General features: G+C 55.5%; 22 protein-coding genes and 1 pseudogene. 3 read left to right on the top strand and 20 right to left on the bottom strand.

The window, feature by feature from the left end:
- Window positions 1–32: 32 nt before the first annotated feature.
- The 7 genes from rpsG to fkpA form a co-directional block, all read right to left on the bottom strand.
- The gene (rpsG, locus tag AC3G3F_RS11070) at window positions 33–503 is read right to left on the bottom strand and encodes a 30S ribosomal protein S7 (RefSeq protein WP_001138042.1); all 471 of its coding nucleotides are present in this window, start codon (window positions 501–503) and stop codon (window positions 33–35) included.
- 95 nt (window positions 504–598) lie between these two features.
- Entirely contained in the window at window positions 599–973 is a 375-nt protein-coding gene (rpsL, locus tag AC3G3F_RS11065) for a 30S ribosomal protein S12 (protein ID WP_000246815.1), read from the bottom strand.
- A gap of 125 nt (window positions 974–1,098) precedes the next feature.
- Entirely contained in the window at window positions 1,099–1,386 is a 288-nt protein-coding gene (tusB, locus tag AC3G3F_RS11060) for a sulfurtransferase complex subunit TusB (protein ID WP_000903398.1), read from the bottom strand.
- A gap of 7 nt (window positions 1,387–1,393) precedes the next feature.
- Entirely contained in the window at window positions 1,394–1,750 is a 357-nt protein-coding gene (gene tusC / locus AC3G3F_RS11055; RefSeq protein ID WP_000820705.1) for a sulfurtransferase complex subunit TusC, read from the bottom strand.
- Complete coding sequence (tusD, locus tag AC3G3F_RS11050; RefSeq protein WP_023247909.1) at window positions 1,750–2,136, bottom strand: sulfurtransferase complex subunit TusD; 387 nt, start codon at window positions 2,134–2,136, stop codon at window positions 1,750–1,752. Before tusD ends, tusC begins: the two co-directional genes overlap by 1 nt.
- On the bottom strand, window positions 2,136–2,858 hold the full coding sequence (locus AC3G3F_RS11045) for a helix-turn-helix transcriptional regulator (protein WP_000091462.1): 723 nt from the start codon (window positions 2,856–2,858) through the stop codon (window positions 2,136–2,138). The genes tusD and AC3G3F_RS11045 overlap by 1 nt, the downstream gene beginning before the upstream one ends.
- Before the next feature lie 275 nt (window positions 2,859–3,133).
- A complete protein-coding gene (gene fkpA / locus AC3G3F_RS11040; protein ID WP_023247908.1) occupies window positions 3,134–3,952 on the bottom strand; it encodes an FKBP-type peptidyl-prolyl cis-trans isomerase in 819 nt (272 codons plus the stop codon).
- Between the two features lie 219 nt (window positions 3,953–4,171).
- On the opposite strand from fkpA, the gene AC3G3F_RS11035 reads away from it, so the two are divergent.
- Window positions 4,172–4,390: a protein SlyX gene (locus AC3G3F_RS11035; RefSeq protein ID WP_001152701.1), complete on the top strand. Its 219-nt coding sequence runs from the start codon at window positions 4,172–4,174 to the stop codon at window positions 4,388–4,390.
- Between the two features lie 187 nt (window positions 4,391–4,577).
- Here the strand turns inward: AC3G3F_RS11035 and slyD are convergent, their stop codons facing one another.
- From slyD to kefG, 4 genes are all read right to left on the bottom strand, one after another.
- Entirely contained in the window at window positions 4,578–5,168 is a 591-nt protein-coding gene (gene slyD / locus AC3G3F_RS11030) for a peptidylprolyl isomerase (protein WP_000861341.1), read from the bottom strand.
- A gap of 94 nt (window positions 5,169–5,262) precedes the next feature.
- Window positions 5,263–5,463, bottom strand: a complete 201-nt coding sequence (locus tag AC3G3F_RS11025; protein WP_053507944.1) for a YheV family putative zinc ribbon protein — start codon at window positions 5,461–5,463, stop codon at window positions 5,263–5,265.
- A gap of 9 nt (window positions 5,464–5,472) precedes the next feature.
- The gene (gene kefB / locus AC3G3F_RS11020) at window positions 5,473–7,278 is read right to left on the bottom strand and encodes a glutathione-regulated potassium-efflux system protein KefB (protein WP_136057972.1); all 1,806 of its coding nucleotides are present in this window, start codon (window positions 7,276–7,278) and stop codon (window positions 5,473–5,475) included.
- Entirely contained in the window at window positions 7,278–7,829 is a 552-nt protein-coding gene (gene kefG / locus AC3G3F_RS11015) for a glutathione-regulated potassium-efflux system ancillary protein KefG (protein WP_023247905.1), read from the bottom strand. Before kefG ends, kefB begins: the two co-directional genes overlap by 1 nt.
- Before the next feature lie 266 nt (window positions 7,830–8,095).
- Between kefG and AC3G3F_RS11010 the strand changes: the two genes are divergently transcribed.
- Both AC3G3F_RS11010 and AC3G3F_RS11005 read left to right on the top strand, forming a co-directional pair.
- Window positions 8,096–9,997 carry an ABC transporter ATP-binding protein gene (locus AC3G3F_RS11010; RefSeq protein WP_023247904.1) on the top strand — a complete coding sequence of 634 codons (1,902 nt, stop codon included), beginning with the start codon at window positions 8,096–8,098 and terminating at the stop codon, window positions 9,995–9,997.
- A gap of 16 nt (window positions 9,998–10,013) precedes the next feature.
- A complete protein-coding gene (locus AC3G3F_RS11005; protein WP_023247903.1) occupies window positions 10,014–10,946 on the top strand; it encodes a LysR substrate-binding domain-containing protein in 933 nt (310 codons plus the stop codon).
- Between the two features lie 88 nt (window positions 10,947–11,034).
- On the opposite strand, the gene mdcH is transcribed toward AC3G3F_RS11005, so the two are convergent.
- From mdcH to AC3G3F_RS10960, 9 genes and pseudogenes are all read right to left on the bottom strand, one after another.
- A complete protein-coding gene (gene mdcH / locus AC3G3F_RS11000) occupies window positions 11,035–11,931 on the bottom strand; it encodes a malonate decarboxylase subunit epsilon (RefSeq protein ID WP_023247902.1) in 897 nt (298 codons plus the stop codon).
- Window positions 11,928–12,548 carry a malonate decarboxylase holo-ACP synthase gene (locus tag AC3G3F_RS10995; RefSeq protein ID WP_023247901.1) on the bottom strand — a complete coding sequence of 207 codons (621 nt, stop codon included), beginning with the start codon at window positions 12,546–12,548 and terminating at the stop codon, window positions 11,928–11,930. Before AC3G3F_RS10995 ends, mdcH begins: the two co-directional genes overlap by 4 nt.
- A 3-nt stretch (window positions 12,549–12,551) precedes the next feature.
- Window positions 12,552–13,511, bottom strand: coding sequence for an AEC family transporter (locus AC3G3F_RS10990; protein ID WP_488394974.1), 960 nt, complete (start codon window positions 13,509–13,511; stop codon window positions 12,552–12,554).
- 122 nt (window positions 13,512–13,633) lie between these two features.
- The gene (gene mdcE, locus AC3G3F_RS10985) at window positions 13,634–14,434 is read right to left on the bottom strand and encodes a biotin-independent malonate decarboxylase subunit gamma (protein WP_023247899.1); all 801 of its coding nucleotides are present in this window, start codon (window positions 14,432–14,434) and stop codon (window positions 13,634–13,636) included.
- Window positions 14,434–15,267 (bottom strand): biotin-independent malonate decarboxylase subunit beta, encoded by an 834-nt coding sequence (locus AC3G3F_RS10980; protein ID WP_488394972.1) that lies wholly within the window; start codon window positions 15,265–15,267, stop codon window positions 14,434–14,436. Before AC3G3F_RS10980 ends, mdcE begins: the two co-directional genes overlap by 1 nt.
- A complete protein-coding gene (gene mdcC, locus AC3G3F_RS10975) occupies window positions 15,260–15,559 on the bottom strand; it encodes a malonate decarboxylase acyl carrier protein (RefSeq protein ID WP_023247897.1) in 300 nt (99 codons plus the stop codon). The genes AC3G3F_RS10980 and mdcC overlap by 8 nt, the downstream gene beginning before the upstream one ends.
- Window positions 15,560–15,765: 206 nt before the next feature.
- Window positions 15,766–16,617, bottom strand: a pseudogene (locus AC3G3F_RS10970) (triphosphoribosyl-dephospho-CoA synthase); the annotation flags it as partial.
- On the bottom strand, window positions 16,617–18,272 hold the full coding sequence (gene mdcA, locus AC3G3F_RS10965; RefSeq protein ID WP_023247895.1) for a malonate decarboxylase subunit alpha: 1,656 nt from the start codon (window positions 18,270–18,272) through the stop codon (window positions 16,617–16,619). The pseudogene AC3G3F_RS10970 and the gene mdcA, both read right to left, overlap by 1 nt.
- Before the next feature lie 264 nt (window positions 18,273–18,536).
- Window positions 18,537–18,848, bottom strand: coding sequence for a monooxygenase (locus tag AC3G3F_RS10960; RefSeq protein WP_023247894.1), 312 nt, complete (start codon window positions 18,846–18,848; stop codon window positions 18,537–18,539).
- Window positions 18,849–18,956 lie beyond the last annotated feature (108 nt).

The raw sequence follows: 18,956 nt of genomic DNA, 5'->3' as shown, positions 1-18,956 counted from the left end.
GCGCCCGCCTGGTGACTATGACTCCGAAGGGATTACCAACGGTAGTGTGCGAACGCCTTGTTGGCTTCTGCCATACGGTGAACGTCTTCACGTTTCTTAACTGCAGTACCTTTGTTGTCTGCAGCATCAGAAAGTTCGTTCGCCAGGCGCAGAGCCATGGATTTATCACCGCGTTTACGAGCAGCTTCAACGATCCAACGCATTGCCAGAGCATTACGACGAACCGGACGGACTTCAACTGGTACCTGATAAGTAGAACCACCAACGCGGCGAGACTTAACTTCGACAGTCGGGCGCACGTTTTCGAGAGCTACTTCGAAAGCTTCCAGTTCAGATTTACCAGAACGCTGAGCCAGGGTCTCCAGCGCACTGTATACGATTGATTCTGCAGTAGATTTTTTACCATCTACCATCAGGATATTGACAAATTTAGCCAGCAGTTCTGATCCGAACTTCGGATCCGGCAGAATTTTACGCTGACCAATGACGCGACGACGTGGCATGGAAATACTCCGTTGTTAATTCAGGATTGTCCAAAACTCTACGAGTTTAGTTTGACATTAATTTAAAACGTTTGGCCTTACTTAACGGAGAACCATTAAGCCTTAGGACGCTTCACGCCGTACTTAGAACGAGCTTGCTTACGGTCTTTAACGCCGGAGCAGTCAAGCGCGCCACGAACGGTGTGGTAACGAACACCCGGGAGGTCTTTAACACGACCGCCACGGATCAGGATCACGGAGTGCTCCTGCAGGTTGTGACCTTCACCACCGATGTAGGAAGTCACTTCAAAACCGTTAGTCAGACGAACACGGCAAACTTTACGCAGTGCGGAGTTCGGTTTTTTAGGAGTGGTAGTATATACACGAGTACATACACCACGTTTTTGCGGGCATGCTTCCAGCGCAGGCACGTTGCTTTTCGCAACTTTGCGAGCACGTGGTTTGCGTACCAGCTGGTTAACTGTTGCCATTAAATAGCTCCTGGTTTTAGCTTTTGCTTCGTAAACACGTAATAAAACGCCCTCACACAATATGAGGACGCCGAATTTTAGGGCGGTGTCGAAAAGGTGTCAAGAAATATACAACGATCCCGCCATCACCAGGCCATCTGGTTGGCATACTTAACCGTGAGTCTGACAAACTCAGTATAGTCAACCCTGACGACACTGTCTGAAATTTGACCACCCAGGCCGCGGGCGTCAATGTCTTCTTTCAAGGCATAGACTGTTATGGGGGCGTCGCGCAGACTTTCAAGGAAGCGGTTACCTTCAATAGCGACGGTAACGCCATCCTGGAGCAATAAAAGCGCATCGCCCTCTTTTAGCAGGCGCAGCAAAGCGGGAAAATCAACGCCCGAAGCGCAATGGGGTAAGGTATGCAGCATAAACGACTCAGAATCTCAGGATGACATCATAGTTGCCAAGCTCGCGGCGTAACGCCACGGGTTCAAGCGGCGTGGCGTCTACCACAAAATTGACATTCTCCAGACCACGCTCGCGCAGCGATGCCGCGCAGATCCAGCATTGATCAATATCGTACAAATCAAAGAGTTTGAAAGTAGCAATATAGTCACGCGCCAACACGGCGTCTGGTTTTTGCCCGGGTAATAACTGAAAGACGCCGTCACTGATAAAAAAGACGCCCAGCGCTTCCGTTAACGCTGACGTCGCCAACAACGCATCCAGCCCTTCACGGCCTGAGGCGCTGCCATGCGGCGCGGTGGAAAAGACAAATGCAATACGTTTCATTAAAACTGCACCACCCGATCGCAGGTGAGAGATGCCTCCGCCAGCGCGCCCAGTCCGCTTAGCGTAAAGCCCGGCTGAAGATTGGCGGACGGCACCCCCAGTCTGCCTGCTTCAGTTTCATCAATAATACCGCGACGAAGCGCCGCCGCCACACAGATGTTCAGCGCCACGCCATGCTGCGTATTCAATTTCTGCCAGGCGCGTACCAGATCATATTCATCGCTCGCCGGCGCGGTCAGGAGATTGGCGTTATAGACACCCTCCCGATAGAAAAAGACGCTGACTAACTCATGCCCCTCATTAAGCAGCGCGTGGGCGAACTGCAATGCGCTGCTGGCCTGCTGGGTGCCATATGCCGGCCCGGTGACCATAATGGCATAACGCATTATTTATCCTGCCCCTGAAAATCGCCGCTTTTGAACTGGCGAATATAGAGGTAAACCGTGTGTTTTGAGATATTCAGACGATCGGCTACCTGGTTGATGGCGTCTTTAATATCGAAAATACCTTTTTCGTACAGGTTAAGGACAATCTGACGATTTTTCGCATTGTTAGAGACATTACGATCGGCATTCACCTCTTCGATAGTGAATTCCAGCGTCTGGGTGACTAAATCTTCTACCGAGGAGGCAAAATTAACCGCTGAGCCGACTTCCGGCGTTTCCGGCGGAATAAAGGTATTCATAATCTGTGAAAATGGCACATCAAGATTCATGTTGATGCACAGTAGACCAATAACGCGATGCTCGCGGTTGCGAATGGCAATCGTCAACGACTTCATCAAGACACCGCTTTTCGCGCGCGTGAAATAGCATTTCGACACGCTACTGTCCGCCCCTGTCATATCGTGCAACATGCGCAACGCAAGGTCGGTAATCGGCGAGCCAATTTTACGGCCCGTATGTTCGCCGTTGGCAATACGAATGGCTGAACATTTTAAATCCTGCAAAGAGTGCAATACGATTTCACAATGGGAACCTATAAGCATCGCTAACCCGTCCACTACCGCTTCGTAGGATTTCAGAATATCGAAGTCGGTTTGATCGAAGGGACGCTGATCCAGCAAATCAAGCTCACTGGTTTCGTTGGTTAAAAGCGACCTGGACATGAAAAAAAACACTCCTTTTCAGGAGCCTGTCGTTATGTTTTCAGGGCAGGCTCATTATTTACGCGGATGATTAAATTAATACAGTGAGGGTTCCTCTTTCCAGTACTAATTTACTCGTCTATTTCAGGCTGCGTGTGCGTTGGCGGTCATTCAGCCACGGTCTCGCCCTTAACGACCGGCGCAAGCGCCGTTATCCGCAAATCAAATTATGGTGAGTAATATATCCGGCCTGCATAAAAAAAACCGCCGCTATAACAAGCGGCGGCTCTCAATTTTTATTTTTTAGCAGCATCTGCGGCTTTAGCGTCAGCCGCATCGGCAGGTTTAGCATCCGCTTTCGGCGCTGGTTTGATATCCAGCAGCTCTACGTCGAATACCAGGGTGGAGTTCGCCGGGATACCCGGAACGCCTGTTTTGCCGTAGGCCAGCGCCGGTGGGATAACCAGCTTGATCTTGCCGCCTTTCTTAATATTTTTCAGGCCTTCAGTCCAGCCAGGGATAACGCCGTCCAGACGGAAGGAGAGCGGTTCGCCGCGCGTGTAAGAGTTATCAAACTCTTTACCGTCGATCAGCGTACCTTTGTAGTTCACCACAACGGTATCGCTATCTTTCGGCGCCTCGCCTGTGCCCTCTTTCTCTACTTTGTAAAGCAGACCGGTAGAGGAGGTTTTCACGCCTTTCTCTTTAGCAAAAGCGTCGCGGAACGTTTTGCCTTTTGCTTCGTTATCGGCAGCGTCTTTTTCCATCTTCGCCTGAGCAGCGCTCTTCACGCGTGCTTCAAACGTCTGCAACGTTTGCTCGATTTCCTGATCGGACAGTTTGCTCTTATCGGCAAAGGCATCCTGAACGCCGGCAATCAACTGATCTTTATCCAGTTTGATGCCCAACTTTTCCTGCTCTTTAAGCGAATTTTCCATGTAACGACCCAGCGAGGCGCCCAGCGCATAAGCCGCTTTTTGATCGTCGTTTTTAAAGGCTGCTTTGCTATCAGCGGTAGCTGCCGGTTTCGCCGCATCAGCAGCAAAAGTGATCGGAGCGTGCAGAGCAACGGCCATCGTAGTTGCCAGCAGCGTGGCTTTAAACAGTGATTTCATCCATATCTCCAGGGCCGGGGCATCTCGCCCCATGTTAACTTACATAAGAAGCGTACTATAAATCGTTGCAGAACAAATCAACATACGAACACGCCCTATTATCACTTCTTTTCAGACTCTTTTTGTTTAAATTAGTTTCGTAGGGCGCGTAATGGTTGCTGTGAAAGCCGGTAAAGTTAAGTAGAATCCGCCGACGGAGACAACATAAAGAGGTACATCATGCAGGATATCACGATGGAAGCTCGTCTGGCTGAACTGGAAAGCCGTCTGGCATTCCAGGAGATTACCATAGAAGAACTAAACCTGACGGTAACCGCACATGAAATGGAGATGGCGAAGCTACGCGATCATCTGCGTTTGCTCACGGAAAAGTTAAAAGCCAGTCAGCCGTCAAATATCGCCTCTCAGGCAGAAGAAACGCCGCCGCCGCATTATTGAGACGAAAAAAAAGCGGGTTAACCCGCTTTTTTTGTGTCCGATGATTTATCGAACCGATGATAATACCCTAAGGATTTCGAGTCACAGCAAGGCGGCAAGCTTGCAAATTCCCCGGGAGCATAGATAACTATGTGACCGGGGTTTGAAAGCGTAGCCAACACCGCGGTGGCTTGAAAGACGACGGGGATTAATGACAGCCGCAGCCGCCTTTACCACCACCGCCGCAGCAGCCTTCGCCGCCGTGCTCGTGACCATGGTCATGACCATGACCGCCGCAGCAGCCGTCTTCACCGTGATCGTGGTGGTGATCGTGCGCGCCGTGAACATGACCGTGAGCCAGTTCTTCTTCAGTCGCTTCCCGAATCGCAACAACTTCTACGTTAAATTTCAGATTCTGGCCAGCCAGCATGTGGTTACCATCAACCACAACGTGATCGTCTTCCACTTCGGTAATTTCTACCGGTACCGGACCCTGGTCGGTTTCCGCCAGGAAGCGCATACCTACCTGCAGTTCATCAACGCCCATAAAGACGTCTTTAGGCACGCGCTGCACCAGATTTTCGTCATACTGGCCGTAAGCGTCGTTCGCGCCAACAGCGACATCAAATTTGTCGCCAACTTCATGGCCTTCCAGCGCGGTTTCCAGGCCAGAGATCAGAGAGCCGTGGCCGTGCAGGTAATCCAGCGGCGCACTCACCGGAGACTCATCAACCAACACACCGTCTTCTGTACGTACCTGATAGGCCAGGCTGACCACCAGGTCTTTTGCTACTTTCATGATATCTCCTGAGCATGGGAAGAATAGTGGCGCAGATTGTAGCGGAATTCTGCAGCCGTGTACCCCTTAGCTTAAAAAAACCTGCGGCATATCGCTAGTCCGGATGAAAAATCCCGATCACTTGCTCTTCTTTGCGAACATGCTCGCGAATGTCTTTATCTGCTTCCCGCATTTGATGCCCGCACTTAACGCATTCAACAATATCGACATTATTTTCACGCCACATCGCCATTGTATCCTGTGCCTGACAGGCCGGACATTTCGCGCCTGCAATAAAACGTTTACGGATTGCCATTGTTCACCTCTACTCAAATTCATCCCAGCCATCCAACTGGCGCCGCTCCTGTTGCATTTCGCGCTGAAAAATCTCCTCCAGCTCGCGTCGGGCCTCTCTGGCGCGCGAAATCTGTACCGTGTCGGTATGCTCAGGGATCAGCTCCCGCAACATTCGCATATCCAGCCGACGAAAATGCAACTGCGCGCGCTGCGCCTGATGCGGATGCATACCTAACGACACCAGAGTCTTACGTCCCAGTTCCAGCGCGCTGGAAAACGTTTCACGGGAAAACTGCGTGACCCCAGCCTGTAATAACTCATGCGCCTCCACACGTCCGCGCGCTCGCGCAAGAATATGCAGATGCGGAAAATGCTGCTGACACAATTCCACCAGCTTCATCGTATCTTCCGGTTCATTACACGTAATGACTATCGACTCCGCCGCCTCCGCGCCCGCAGAACGCAGCAGCTCTACTTGTGTAGCATCGCCGTAATACACTTTATAACCATATTTGCGCATCAGATTAACGGCGCCGATATCGCGTTCCAGCACGGTGATACGCATCTTATTCGCCATCAATAAGCGAGCGATCACCTGACCAAAACGGCCAAAGCCGACGACAATCACCTGGGGTTTATCATCTTCGACCCACGGCTTTTCATCATTCTCTTCCGGGCCGTTAAGACGGTGCGATAACCACTTATCAATCCCTTTCATCAGTAGCGGCGTGGTCATCATTGATAACGTGACAGTCACCAATAATAACGCCATCTGATCGCCCTGAAACAGACGCTGAGAAGAGGCGGTAGAAAAGAGCACAAAAGCGAACTCGCCCCCCTGACTCAGCACGCTGGCAAACTGCATCCGTTCAGAACTTCTTATTCCATATAGCCGCGCCAGGAGATACAGCGTCAGCATTTTTATGACGACCAGGATAACGACGCCCGCCGCCACCCACAGTAAATGGGTATAAAGTACGCCAAGATTTAGCGACATACCGACAGAGATAAAGAACAACCCAAGCAGTAAACCTTTAAACGGATCGATAGCGTTTTCCAGCTCATGCCGGTATTCACTCTCTGCCAGTAAAACGCCGGCAATAAAGGTTCCCAGAGCCATCGACAGTCCCAGCGCATCCATAAATAAGGCGGCGCTCAGCACCAGCAACAACGTCGCGGCAGTGAAAACCTCTCGTACGCCGGACGCAGCAATAAAACGAAATACCGGGCGCAGCAGGTAGCGCCCGCCAATCAGCATTACCACAAAGGCCAGTACCTTCATTGCCACTTTAAACCAGTCAAAATGCTCGTCGGCAGATCCCGCCAATAAAGGCACCAACGCCAGCGCGGGGATCACCGCTAAATCCTGAAACAATAAGACTGAAAACCCTAGCTGCCCGGACTCGCTACGGTTCATGCCTTTCTCGCGCATCAGTTGTAGCGCCATCGCCGTCGAAGACATCGCCAGGCCAATCCCGCCGACTACCGCCGCCTGCCATAAGAAATCAGCAAGCATCAGTAATCCCGACAGCACCGCCGCGCTTAGCAGCACCTGAGCAGCGCCGACGCCGAAGATAGAACGCCGCAGTTGCCAAAGCCGGGAAGGATTAAGTTCGAGGCCAATGATAAACATCAGAAACACGACGCCCAGTTCGGAAAAGTGCAGGATCTCGTCAACATCGCTGATAAATCCCAGCCCCCACGGGCCGATGGCGATTCCCGCCAGCAAATACCCTAATACCGCGCCAATGCCCAACCTGGCCGCCAGCGGCACCGCCACGACCGCCGCGAAGAGAAACAGCGTTCCCGCCATCAATAAATCAGCACCTTCCATCAATAGCCCCCCGCGCTCACAGGATTCGCCAGCCACTCACCATAAGCTTGCGCATGACTGGCCAGCGCCTGCGGCGACTGGCGGCGCGCCCAATACACAATAATGGGAGGCATCCAGTGCATCCGGCACATAGCCGCGGTCAGTTCAAAGGGGCGCAGTACATCGCTCATCGGATAGCGGTTTAGCGCGTCATACCGGTAAGCGCTCTCCGGCTCGCCGGTCGTAATCACGCTACGCCAGTACTTTCCCACCAGTTGGTTTCCTCCTGGTCCGCTGGCGAACCCCCGACTCAGAACACGATCAAGCCATTCTTTCAGTAAAGCCGGACAGCTATAGGTGTAAAGGGGATGCTGAAAAACAATGACGTCGTGCTCACGTAGCAAGGCTTGTTCATAGGGCGTATCAATAAAAAAATCAGGATAGCGCGCATAAAGATCGTGCACGGTTACGTTATTGTGCTGTATGGCCGGTTTAAGCAGTACCCGGTTAGCGACCGAGTCCTGAGATTCCGGATGGGCATACAACAGCAAGACTTTTGCTGGCTGAGACATCAATCCCCCTCCCGGTTCTTTTGGGTAGATACCCTTCATTCTTCAGGCTACTTCTACGTTGACGGCGTTTGTTCACCCCCAGCCACGTACTCTATGTACGCCGCTGGGGATTAATGAGAGATATTCTTGTCCCTCACCAAAGGCGGCCTGAATGATTTTGTGTATCGTTGTTGTTTTGAGCTACCATTGCGCTCCAGCGCGGCGGTACGCCCGAATATTACATTATCATAATGATAAATTAACATAGTCTGAACATACGGCGCCTTATGATTGTTTTCTCCTCGTTACAAATTCGTCGCGGCGTGCGCGTCCTACTGGACAATGCCTCGGCTACCATTAATCCCGGCCAGAAAGTCGGCCTGGTGGGTAAAAACGGCTGCGGTAAATCTACCCTGCTGGCATTGCTGAAAAATGAAATCAGCGCCGATGCCGGGAGTTTTACCCTGCCCGGAACCTGGCAATTAGCGTGGGTGAATCAGGAAACGCCTGCGTTGCCCCAGCCAGCGATTGAGTATGTCATTGACGGCGACCGTGAATACCGTCATCTGGAAGCGCAGCTTAACGACGCCAACGAACGTAACGACGGACATGCTATCGCCGCCATACACGGCAAGCTGGACGCCATCGACGCATGGACCGTTCGCTCGCGCGCCGCCAGCCTGCTTCACGGCCTCGGCTTCTCTAACGATCAGCTGGAACGTCCGGTCAGCGACTTTTCCGGCGGCTGGCGAATGCGCCTTAACCTGGCCCAGGCGCTGATTTGCCGTTCCGATTTACTGCTGCTCGACGAACCGACCAACCACCTCGATCTGGATGCCGTCATCTGGCTGGAAAAATGGCTGAAGAGCTATCCGGGCACCCTGATTCTGATCTCCCACGATCGCGACTTCCTCGACCCGATAGTGGATAAAATTATCCATATCGAACAGCAGACTCTGTTCGAGTACACCGGCAACTACAGCGCGTTTGAAGTACAGCGCGCCACGCGCCTGGCGCAGCAGCAGGCGATGTATGAAAGTCAGCAGGAGCGTGTGGCGCATCTGCAAAGTTATATCGACCGTTTCCGCGCCAAAGCGACCAAAGCGAAACAGGCGCAAAGCCGTATCAAGATGCTGGAGCGTATGGAGCTTATCGCTCCGGCTCATGTGGACAACCCGTTCCATTTCAGCTTCCGCGCGCCGGAAAGCCTACCAAACCCGCTGTTGAAGATGGAAAAAGTCAGCGCAGGTTATGGCGATCGCATCATTCTGGAATCTATCAAGCTGAACCTGGTGCCCGGCTCGCGTATTGGTCTGCTGGGACGTAACGGCGCGGGGAAATCGACGCTGATTAAACTGTTGGCGGGCGAACTGGAACCGTTGCACGGCGAAATCGGCCTCGCCAAAGGCATTAAGCTCGGCTACTTCGCCCAGCACCAACTGGAGTATTTACGCGCCGATGAATCGCCGTTGCAGCATATGGCGCGTCTGGCGCCGCAGGAACTGGAGCAGAAGCTGCGTGATTATCTCGGCGGCTTCGGTTTCCAGGGCGACAAAGTAACGGAAGAGACGCAACGTTTCTCCGGCGGCGAGAAAGCGCGCCTGGTACTGGCGCTGATCGTCTGGCAGCGACCAAACCTGCTGCTGCTCGATGAGCCGACCAACCACCTGGATCTCGACATGCGCCAGGCGCTCACCGAAGCGCTGATCGATTTCGAAGGCGCGCTGGTGGTTGTCTCGCACGATCGTCACCTGATCCGCTCCACCACCGACGACCTCTATCTGGTGCACGACAAAAAAGTCGAACCCTTCGACGGCGATCTGGAAGATTACCAGCAGTGGCTGAGCGACGTGCAGAAGCAGGAAAACCAGACCGACGACGTACCAAAAGAGAACGCCAACAGCGCGCAGGCGCGTAAAGATCAGAAGCGCCGCGACGCGGAACTGCGTACTCTGACGCAACCGTTGCGTAAAGAGATTGCCCGTCTGGAAAAAGAGATGGAGAAGCTCAACGCCCAATTAGCGCAGGCGGAAGAGAAGCTCGGCGACAGCAGCCTGTACGACCCGAGCCGCAAAGCGGAGATGACGGAATGCCTACAGCAACAGGCCAGCGCCAAATCCGGGCTGGAAGCGTGCGAAATGGCGTGGCTGGAAGCACAGGAGAGGCTTGAGCAGATGATGAACGATTAACCGTAAAGGCCGGACGATGAGTGTATCAATTACCGATGACATAACCTTCCGCAAGCTGACCATCTTCATGACCTTTATGGCGAAGGGCAATATCGCCCGCACCGCCGAGGCGCTGGATATCAGCGGCGTCAGCGTGCACCGGGCGCTGCACACGCTGGAAGAGAACGTGCGTTGTCCGCTGTTCATCCACAAAGGCCGCAACCTGATTGCCCAACCGGCGGCATGGACGCTGCTGGAATATTGCCAGGAAGTGACGCATTTGATGGCCCGAGGGCTGGAAGAGACCCGTAAAACGGCAGGTGTCGGTCAGGGGCGTTTGCGCGTCGGCACGCTCTACTCGCTGACGCTGGAAACGGTACCGCACCTGATTATGGGCATGAAGCTGCGCCGCCCGGATCTGGAGCTGGATCTCACCATGGGCTCTAACGAAGCACTGCTGAAAATGCTGGAAGACGGTACGCTGGACGCGATTCTGATCTCGATTTCTGAAAGCGAAATCGATCGCAATAGTCTGGAAGTGCTGCCGCTGTTTCACGATGATATTTATCTCGCGGCGCCAGCAACGGCTACCCTCAATACCTCATCACCGGCTGACCTGCGCGATTACCGGGAGCAGAAGTTTGTCTCGCTGGCGGAAGGGTTCGCCACCTATGCTGGGTTTCAGGAAGCCTTTCATATCGCCGGCTTTGAGCCGGAGATTGTCACCCGCGTGAACGATATCTTTTCGATGCTCAGCCTGGTGCAGGCGGGCGTGGGCTTTACGCTGATGCCGGGGCGAATGAAGAAGATGTACGAGAATACCGTGCAACTACTGAAACTTTCCGAGCCATACCAGATGCAGCAGCTTATCGCCATTGTCTTTGCCCGCAACCGGGAGCGCGATCCAAGCCTGCTGGCGCTGGCCGCCGAAGGGCGGATGTACGCGCGCAGCCTTAACCCGAACGGCTAATTGCAGGAGGGCGACGCTTCGCGTCTTTTCCGGCCTACAGCAAGCACGAGCGTAGGCCCGATAAGCGCAGCACCATCGGGCAACAACTTTACGCGCGAAGCCGCTTCGCCAGATGCACGGCTACCTCCACCCCGTTGCGCTCCAGTGAGACAGACTCACCTTCCCACGCCGCCTGACGCGTTAAGCAGGTCAGCACGCCGCCCGGAGGCATCTCTATCGCCAGCCGCGCTTCGCGCTCGTTGGCGGAAATGACCGCCTCCTGCCAGCGCACCGTGCGCGCCATATTCATCGCCAGGTCATCAGCAATTTTTTCCGGCTGCCATAAAACGCGTCCGGTACTGCCGCTCAAATACGCGCAGCGTGGTCGAGAGAGCGTCACATTGCTGAACGCCGCCGCCAGTTTTTGCGCGGGTTCTGCCAGCAACTCACAATGCGACGGTACGCTGACCGCCAGACGATGCGCCTTACTGGCCCCTTTCGCTAATGCCCGTTTCGCCACGCCAGCCATCGCTTCGTCGGTGCCGGCAATCACAATCTGGGTTTCCGCGTTCAGGTTGGCGATCCAGGTGCCGCTGCCTTCCACCAGGCTTTCCACCTGCGGCAGGGTCAGTCCCATAATCGCCGTCAGGCCATAGCCGTGCGGATACGCCTGTTCCATTAAATCACCGCGCAGCGCCACCAGCTTCAGCGCGTCGCTAAAATCGAGCGCCCCGGCCACTACCGCCGCAGGATACGCGCCAATGGACAGTCCACTGACGATATCCGGCGCGGCACCGCGACGCGCCAGCTCCCGCGCCCAGGCCACCCCGGCAATCAGCAACGCCAGTTGCACTGCCCGGGTGTGTTTCAGCGCGTCGGGGGAATCCAGTCCGTCCGCCTCCGCGCCTAACACTTCTCGCGCCTGTGCTAATTCCGGTCCCGGAAGGTTTTGCAGCATATCGGGATGCTGCGTACCCTGCCCCGGAAAGGTAAACAGGATTTTCATGACTCCTCCCTGCTCCACGGGTCGCTCACCAGCCGCGGCCCCTGCGAGGTTTTTAACAATGCTTTGCCATCGCGCAGCCACTCATTGAGCGCAAACGCGCCGTGCGGCGTTTCCACCTGGGTGTCTGCCCGGCAGAGTCCGCCCGCTAACTGCTGCTGCCACGTTTTAAGCTCCTCACGCGCCAGCGGCTGCGGCGCGCGGATCAGCAGATCCAGATCGCTTGCCGCATGGATAACCGGAATACCGGTCGCCAGCGCATAGCCGGTACTGCCGGTAATGCCCCACGTCCAAGGCCACGTTTGCTGAGCCAATAATAAAGCTACCTGAACCGGCGGCTGAGAGATAAAGGGCGAGCGCAACAACGTCTGCGAGTCGACCAGCGATTGCGGCGAGCAGATACGAACGACGGCCGCCGGCTGCACCCAGCCCGCCGCCCGTTGGTCGCGCTTCATGCCGCGCACACCAACGGGCACACGCCCCTGCGCATCAACATCACGCCGCACTACCACCGGCAGACCGCTATGCCAGACGGTATCCACCCAGGATTCCGTGACATCTTCGAGCGCGTCGCGCGCGTTCAGCCAGATAAGGTCGTGTGGGCGTAATGTTGTGCTCATGATTTAGATTCCTGAAGTCAGCGAGATAAACAGCGGCAGCGACAGGATACACAGGACCGAGCTCAACAGCAGCACGGCTTCTGCATCTGGAGACTGCACGCCAAAGCGGTTACCGAACACCACGCCGAAGAAGCCCGCGGACAGCGCAATCATCAGGATAGCGGTAATCGCCACGGAGCCATGCAGGCCGAAGATAAGCACGATACCCCAGGCAATCGCCGGTTGAATCAGCAGTTTGGCGATGGTGGAGGTGATCACCACAGTATTGATCTGCAGTTTACGCGCAGACAGGATCACCCCGGTCAGGAACAGCGCTGCGGCGGTCGCAGACAGACCCAACGGTTTAATCGCCGCGAGGAACAGTTCCGGCATTTTGATACCGATAGCGGAGAGGATAACCCCCAGCAGCGGGCCCATCACGATCGGTTTTTTCAGCGAGCGCCACATCAGTACAGGCAGCATCGCCAGGGTAGAACCGGTGTTGTTGCCTTCGGCGCGCGCTTTTTCACGTTCCAGAATCAGCAGACAGAACGGCGTCATCAGTACCGAACCGCAGGCAATGGAAACAGCGACGGACAGCGAGGTCGTCGCGCCTTCGCCCAATACGCTGCCGAGAATCGGCAGACCGAGCGCCGCATAGTTTGGCAGCGCCACCGTCAGGGTCAGCACAGCGGCATTCTGCGGCGACTTTTTAAAGACGGTTGTCGCCAGGAAGTAGATAGCCGCATAGGTAATCCACATCGCCAGCGTCAGTACCAGAATCAGTGGCGACTGGGCGAGAATTCCCGTCCAGGGCGTTTGTACCGTCGCGCTAAACAACGTCGCTGGTAATGCGAAATCCATGACGAAAATATTAAGTAGGGAAACATTCTTGTTATCGACCATTTTGGCCTTCCCGGCCCAGAATCCCAGCAGCATGATGATAAAAATCGGTGCAAGGGCATGAACAATCACGTAAGTCATAAATCACCTGTCATTTAAAAAGTTAGCACTATCGCGATGGTTATTATTTTTCAGATACAGCGGCCCGCGCGGGCGCAACGAGCGCGCCCACGGAACCGGGCATCCGGCAGGTCTCTTTTTACTTACCAGCTTGCTCGCATACGTTCGCGCACAAGGGCTGAACTGCGGCGATTATCAGCGCCCAGACGGCTTTTCAGCGTCGGGTCCTGACGAGCGTCATTGATGGCCTGTTGCAGGGTGGTTTTCACCAGCGCCAGATCGGTAACAGACGGGGCATCCGGATTGCTGATATCCAGCAGGTTCTCCAGCAGCCCCAGGGTGGCGTAATTGCTGATGTCATACGCCATTGGCGGAATGGTCGCCGCCAGTTTTTCCAGCGCCTCGACGGTACGCAGGGTAATGCGTGCTGCGGACTCTTTACCCATCGCATGGATCAGCACCCCTTTATCGTTAAACGCAATCAGACGGTTCGCCTGGTAGCCGTGCGCCAGAAACGCGCCGGACATCGCTTTACCGACGATCAGGCCAATCACCGGATGCCCCGCCAGTCGCGCGTTGGCATAGGCTGCCGCCGCACCCGCCAGCGCCTGATGAATACCAAAACCCTCTTCACGACGACCGTAGGCCTGGCTTGGTACGTCAATCACCGCCACAATCGGGCGTTTCACCGCTTTATCGGCATCGGCGTCGATGGTTTCGCTTACCACTTTCGCCAGTGTCCAACCTTCCAGCAGCCCGACCTCGCCTTTAGCAGCGCGCGGGTAGTGGTTATTGGCATCGGGCACCACGGCAATAAAACGCACCGCTTCACTGTTCAGCTCGCCGTCGGCGGCCTGCACGGACGGGCACAGCCCTTCAAGACGTTTGGCATTGGGTACCAGGGTTTCCAGCCATAATTGGCCACGGCTCATTGCGTTACTCATCATTTCACCTCCCGGACGAAAAGCGCTTTAATCTGTTCAGCATCGGCCTGTTTGCGGGTGTCGAAGTTCGTCAGGCGATCGAGATACCCGTCGTAGTTATCGGTGCGATGTTTTGCCGGTACGCCTTTGGCCAGCGCCTCGTTCATCGCCGCTTTCACCGCGTTGACGCCGTCGCCGACCAGCGCTTCCACCAGCCCGCTTTGATAACGCACTTCACCACCGGTCATGCTCCAGATAAACGGGCGATCGCGGGAGTCGTACTCTTCGATCCCGGCTTCCTGTTCGATAACCTGCGGGCCGTTCAGACCGAGACGCGCTTCACGGGTGACAATCAGATAGCTGCACAGCGCGGCGGCAATCGACATCCCGCCGAAGCAGCCAACGGTCCCGGCCACGATGCCGATAACCGGGGTATAGCGACGCAGGTCGACAATCGCCGCGTGAATATCGGCAATCGCCGCCAGGCCCAGGTTGGCCTCTTGTAAGCGCACACCGCCGGTTTCCAGGCACAATACCGCCTGCGTCGGAATGCCGTTGCGGTTATCTTCCGCCGCCAGCTCCAGCGCCGCCGCCATTTTGGCGCCGGACACTTCGCCCATACTGCCGCCCTGGAACGCGCCTTCAATCGCTACCACCACCGCCGGTTTGCCGTTGATGGTACCTTTTGCGACGACCATACCGTCATCAGCCTGCGGAACAATGCCCTGCGCGCCCAACCACGGCGACATCACGCCTTCAAACGGGTCGAGCAGTTCACGGTAACTGCCTTCATCCAGCAGCGCCTGCGCACGCTGACGCGCTTTTAATTCGATAAAACTGCGGTCATCACGCATAGTTCACCTCTTCAAATACCTGTTCGATACGAATGCGCGCTACGCCCGGGGTTGCGCCGAAATCGTGGATGGTCAGTTGGCCCGCCGGCAGACTGCTGACCGTTTGCAGACGGTTGAACAGCGCTTCCCAGCGGCTACGGCTGTTATCGACGGAAGTGGTGATATCAATGGTTAACGTCTGGCCCTGGTCGGCGGTGAATAACACCTCCATATCCCCGGAGCCCACAACGCCTGCCAGCGCTTTGCCGCTTAAGGTACGGCTGGCCGGTACGGTTAATGTAATGTGTTCCATAACATCCTCTTAATGCTTTAAATATACACGTCGTACTTCACGTTACAGATGCGTTGGCTACGCTCGTTCCCCCCAGTCACGTACTTATGTACGCTCCTGGGGATTCACTCCCTTGCCGCGTGATTCGGCCTTTTGGCCTCACCCCTTCGGGGCCAGCGCAAGCGCTGTTCAAAACGCGGTGCGTTTTGTCCTGCAACTCGAATTACTTTGTGTATAGGCGATTCGATGCGGTCAAGAAACAGGGTGGCGGCCAGTAAATCGGCTGCGCCGCCCGGCGAGGCGTTCAGCGCCAGCATCTGACGATCGAGCGCCGCCAGCGCCCTCTGACCCGCCGGATGGGCGCTGCCACCAGCACTCAGCACGGCGCGCGCGCCGTGCTGCATGACGTCCAGCCCCTCCAGCCCCGCGCGGGAGAGCACGCAGGTGTCGGTCAACGAAGTCATAATCGCCATCAGGGCATCTAACCGCGCATGCGTTTCGCTACTGCCGCTCAATCGGCTTAAACGCAATTGCGGTAGCGCCCGCTGCATAATGTGCGGAAACGCCTGCTGCGCCTCTTCGCGCGCGCCCGGTACGCGATAACGGCGTGTGGCACGCAGCCCCTTGCTAAAGACCTTCGGCGCGGCGTCGTCCGGCAGCGTCGCCAGCTCGGCGGCAGTGTTCGCCACCTGCTGCGCGCTACCTACACCGCCGTGCATCGCTACTGCGCTCACCAGCATCCCCAGCGCCCAAATCGCGCCGCGGTGGGTGTTCACGCCGTCGGTAGCGGCCATCATCTGTTTCTCGCCTTCGCGACCGAGTCGCCCTATGGTTTGTCTGAGCGCAATATCCGCTGGACGCTGCCAGCTTTGTAGCGCCAGCGCCTGAAACGTAGGGGTCAGGCTGTGCGCCGAGCGCTCCATGAGCGCCAGAGTCAAATCGTGATGCGCGCCGTTCCCCCGACTGTCCACCAGACCGGGCTTCGGGCTTAATCGTGCTTCGTCAATCAGACACTGCGTGGCGGTTCGCGCCAGCCATTCGGCACCGCCTGCAACCTGAATCTGAGGCAGAAGTTTCATTACCAGCTCCGAAATTTCGCAGGTGGGTTGTAAAGACCGCCGGACCACTCCACCAGGTCGGCGACGCTACCGGCCGCCAACAGCGAACGGGTGGCGTCGGTACGACGAATATCCATATCTTCCGGGTAGACCACCTTGCCGCTACTACGCAGTTCGGCGACGCGTTTCGCGTCAACGCCCAGACCGATGTCGGTGATACCGGCAACCGCCGCCACCATCGCACGGCGCTCTTCCAGATCTTTAGCCCGGTAGAGATAAGCGATGCCTTCTTCAGTCAGCACGTGCGTTACGTCGTCGCCGTAAATCATCACTGGCGCCAGCGGCATACCGGAAGCTTTCGCCACGTCAATGGCATCCAGTTTTTCCACGAAGGTCGGCTTCACGCCCGCCTGGAAGGTTTCTACCATCTGTACGACGAGTTTTTTACCGCGCTGCATCGGGTCCGGTTCGGTAATCATGTTCAGCCAGGCCGGGGTCGCGTGACGGCGACCGTGCGGGTCGTGCCCCATGTTCGGCGCGCCGCCGAAACCGGAGAGACGACCACGGGTGACCGTTGAGGAGTTAGCATAGCCGTCAACCTGCAAGGTCGAACCGATAAACATATCCACCGCATACTGCCCCGCCAGTTGGCAGAAGGCGCGGTTAGAACGCATGGAGCCATCAGCCCCGGTAAAAAATACGTCAGGGCGGGCGCGGATGTACTCTTCCATCCCCAGTTCGCCGCCGAAGCAGTGCACGCTCTCCACCCAGCCGCTTTCAATTGCCGGGATCAGCGTCGGATGCGGGTTCAGAGTCCAGTGTTTACAGATTTTGCCTTTCAGACCGAGCTGTTCGCCGTAAGTCGGCAGCAGCAGCTCGATAGCGGCAGTGTTGAAGCCGATACCGTGGTTCAGCGACTGCACCTGATGCTCGGCGTAGATGCCTTTGATGGCCATCATCGCCATCAGGATGTGTTCCTGTTTGATCAGGCGCGGGTCGCGGGTAAACAGTGGTTCGATAAAGAACGGCTTGTCAGCGACCACTACGTAGTCAATCCAGGAGCCCGGTATATCCACGCGCGGCAGGTCGCATTCGTCATCTACCAGTTCGTTCACCTGAGCGATAACAATACCGTCGTGGAAGGCCGCGGCTTCCACCAGCGCCGGAGTATCTTCGGTACTCGGCCCGGTGTAGAGGTTTCCTTTGCGGTCAGCTTTGTAACCAGCAATCAGCGCCACATTCGGGGCCAGGTCGACGTACAGGCGGGAGTACAGTTCGATGTAAGTGTGGATGGCGCCGATTTCCAACTGGCCATCTTCCAGTAGCTGCGAGATGCGCAGGCTTTGGGTGCCGGAGAAGGAGAAATCCAGCTTGCGGGCGATGCCTTTTTCAAAGATATCCAGATGCTCGCTACGCCCGACGCTTGGCATAATCATGTGCAGGTCGTGTACTTTCTGCGGATTGACTTCCGCCAGCATACGGGACAGGAAATCCGCCTGCTTTTGGTTATTCCCTTCTAATACCACGCGGTCACCCGGCGCGATCAGTTTTTCCAGCATCGCGGTCAGGTCTGCGGTAGGCAGTACCTTACCCTGCACCGGAACGGAAGCCAGACGGCGCTGTTTTTCGTTGCGGCGCGTGTTCCAGACGCGTGCTGGCGTTTGTCCAGATAACATTATTAACCTCCTGATTCAACAATCAGTTTGATTGGCTTAACACTGAAAAGAGTCTGAGCTTTGGTGAGAAAATCATCAATTAAGCGCAGGTAAAAATCATTAGCCTGAGAGTAATAATTGAAGTAACAATTTGTGATGACGATCACGCCAGACAGCAGCATGCCGAACGACGCGGTGTTATTGGTATAGGTTTGAAGGGGGCCAATGGCTGGGAACGGACGTAGTTCGCAGGCTGGCCGGGATGGGAAGCCTGCGTTATATGATTTATCGGCAGAGGTTACCGTGATTTATTTTCGTCAACGCGTCGTTCACGCCAAATAATTTAAACGTCACCTCATCAACACCAAGATTTTTCAGACGTGCAGTGTGTTTTTTAATATAAGCCTGCGCCGTTTCTTCGGATTCAAACAGATAAATGCCGCCAGCTTGCTGGTTTTTCTCGCTTTCTGTCCAGATTTTCCAGATAAAGCCCGGCTCCTCATTGATGGACTCCGCCAGTCCGTTCAGTTGCTGAGTCATCTCCTCGCCAAAAGGGCCGCTAAAGTTAAAGTGGATCTGTAAAAGTGTCTTCGACATGCCTTCTCCTTGAGTCACATAACCATCGTACTGCCACACTACCACGATTAATTCGGCTGATGCAGGGGTTCACACTATTTTTGCAGGGTATTGCGCGCGCAGTGAATA

The organism is Salmonella sp. FC25216 (genome assembly GCF_057751355.1).
Note: the sequence above shows the minus strand (reverse complement) of the source record. Positions and strands in the feature narration are given on the sequence as shown.

Coding starts and splice junctions, on each gene's coding strand:
- kefB (WP_136057972.1), bottom strand. CDS start 7,278: ATGGAAGGTGCTGATTTATTGATGGCGGGAACGCTGTTTCTCTTCGCG.
- slyD (WP_000861341.1), bottom strand. CDS start 5,168: ATGAAAGTAGCAAAAGACCTGGTGGTCAGCCTGGCCTATCAGGTACGT.
- AC3G3F_RS11010 (WP_023247904.1), top strand. CDS start 8,096: ATGATTGTTTTCTCCTCGTTACAAATTCGTCGCGGCGTGCGCGTCCTA.
- mdcE (WP_023247899.1), bottom strand. CDS start 14,434: ATGAGTAACGCAATGAGCCGTGGCCAATTATGGCTGGAAACCCTGGTA.
- mdcC (WP_023247897.1), bottom strand. CDS start 15,559: ATGGAACACATTACATTAACCGTACCGGCCAGCCGTACCTTAAGCGGC.
- AC3G3F_RS11045 (WP_000091462.1), bottom strand. CDS start 2,858: ATGTCCAGGTCGCTTTTAACCAACGAAACCAGTGAGCTTGATTTGCTG.
- rpsG (WP_001138042.1), bottom strand. CDS start 503: ATGCCACGTCGTCGCGTCATTGGTCAGCGTAAAATTCTGCCGGATCCG.
- tusB (WP_000903398.1), bottom strand. CDS start 1,386: ATGCTGCATACCTTACCCCATTGCGCTTCGGGCGTTGATTTTCCCGCT.
- AC3G3F_RS11005 (WP_023247903.1), top strand. CDS start 10,014: ATGAGTGTATCAATTACCGATGACATAACCTTCCGCAAGCTGACCATC.
- AC3G3F_RS10990 (WP_488394974.1), bottom strand. CDS start 13,511: ATGACTTACGTGATTGTTCATGCCCTTGCACCGATTTTTATCATCATG.
- AC3G3F_RS10980 (WP_488394972.1), bottom strand. CDS start 15,267: ATGCGTGATGACCGCAGTTTTATCGAATTAAAAGCGCGTCAGCGTGCG.
- fkpA (WP_023247908.1), bottom strand. CDS start 3,952: ATGAAATCACTGTTTAAAGCCACGCTGCTGGCAACTACGATGGCCGTT.
- kefG (WP_023247905.1), bottom strand. CDS start 7,829: ATGTCTCAGCCAGCAAAAGTCTTGCTGTTGTATGCCCATCCGGAATCT.
- mdcA (WP_023247895.1), bottom strand. CDS start 18,272: ATGTTATCTGGACAAACGCCAGCACGCGTCTGGAACACGCGCCGCAAC.
- mdcH (WP_023247902.1), bottom strand. CDS start 11,931: ATGAAAATCCTGTTTACCTTTCCGGGGCAGGGTACGCAGCATCCCGAT.
- AC3G3F_RS11025 (WP_053507944.1), bottom strand. CDS start 5,463: ATGGCAATCCGTAAACGTTTTATTGCAGGCGCGAAATGTCCGGCCTGT.
- AC3G3F_RS10960 (WP_023247894.1), bottom strand. CDS start 18,848: ATGTCGAAGACACTTTTACAGATCCACTTTAACTTTAGCGGCCCTTTT.
- tusC (WP_000820705.1), bottom strand. CDS start 1,750: ATGAAACGTATTGCATTTGTCTTTTCCACCGCGCCGCATGGCAGCGCC.
- AC3G3F_RS10995 (WP_023247901.1), bottom strand. CDS start 12,548: ATGAGCACAACATTACGCCCACACGACCTTATCTGGCTGAACGCGCGC.
- AC3G3F_RS11035 (WP_001152701.1), top strand. CDS start 4,172: ATGCAGGATATCACGATGGAAGCTCGTCTGGCTGAACTGGAAAGCCGT.
- tusD (WP_023247909.1), bottom strand. CDS start 2,136: ATGCGTTATGCCATTATGGTCACCGGGCCGGCATATGGCACCCAGCAG.
- rpsL (WP_000246815.1), bottom strand. CDS start 973: ATGGCAACAGTTAACCAGCTGGTACGCAAACCACGTGCTCGCAAAGTT.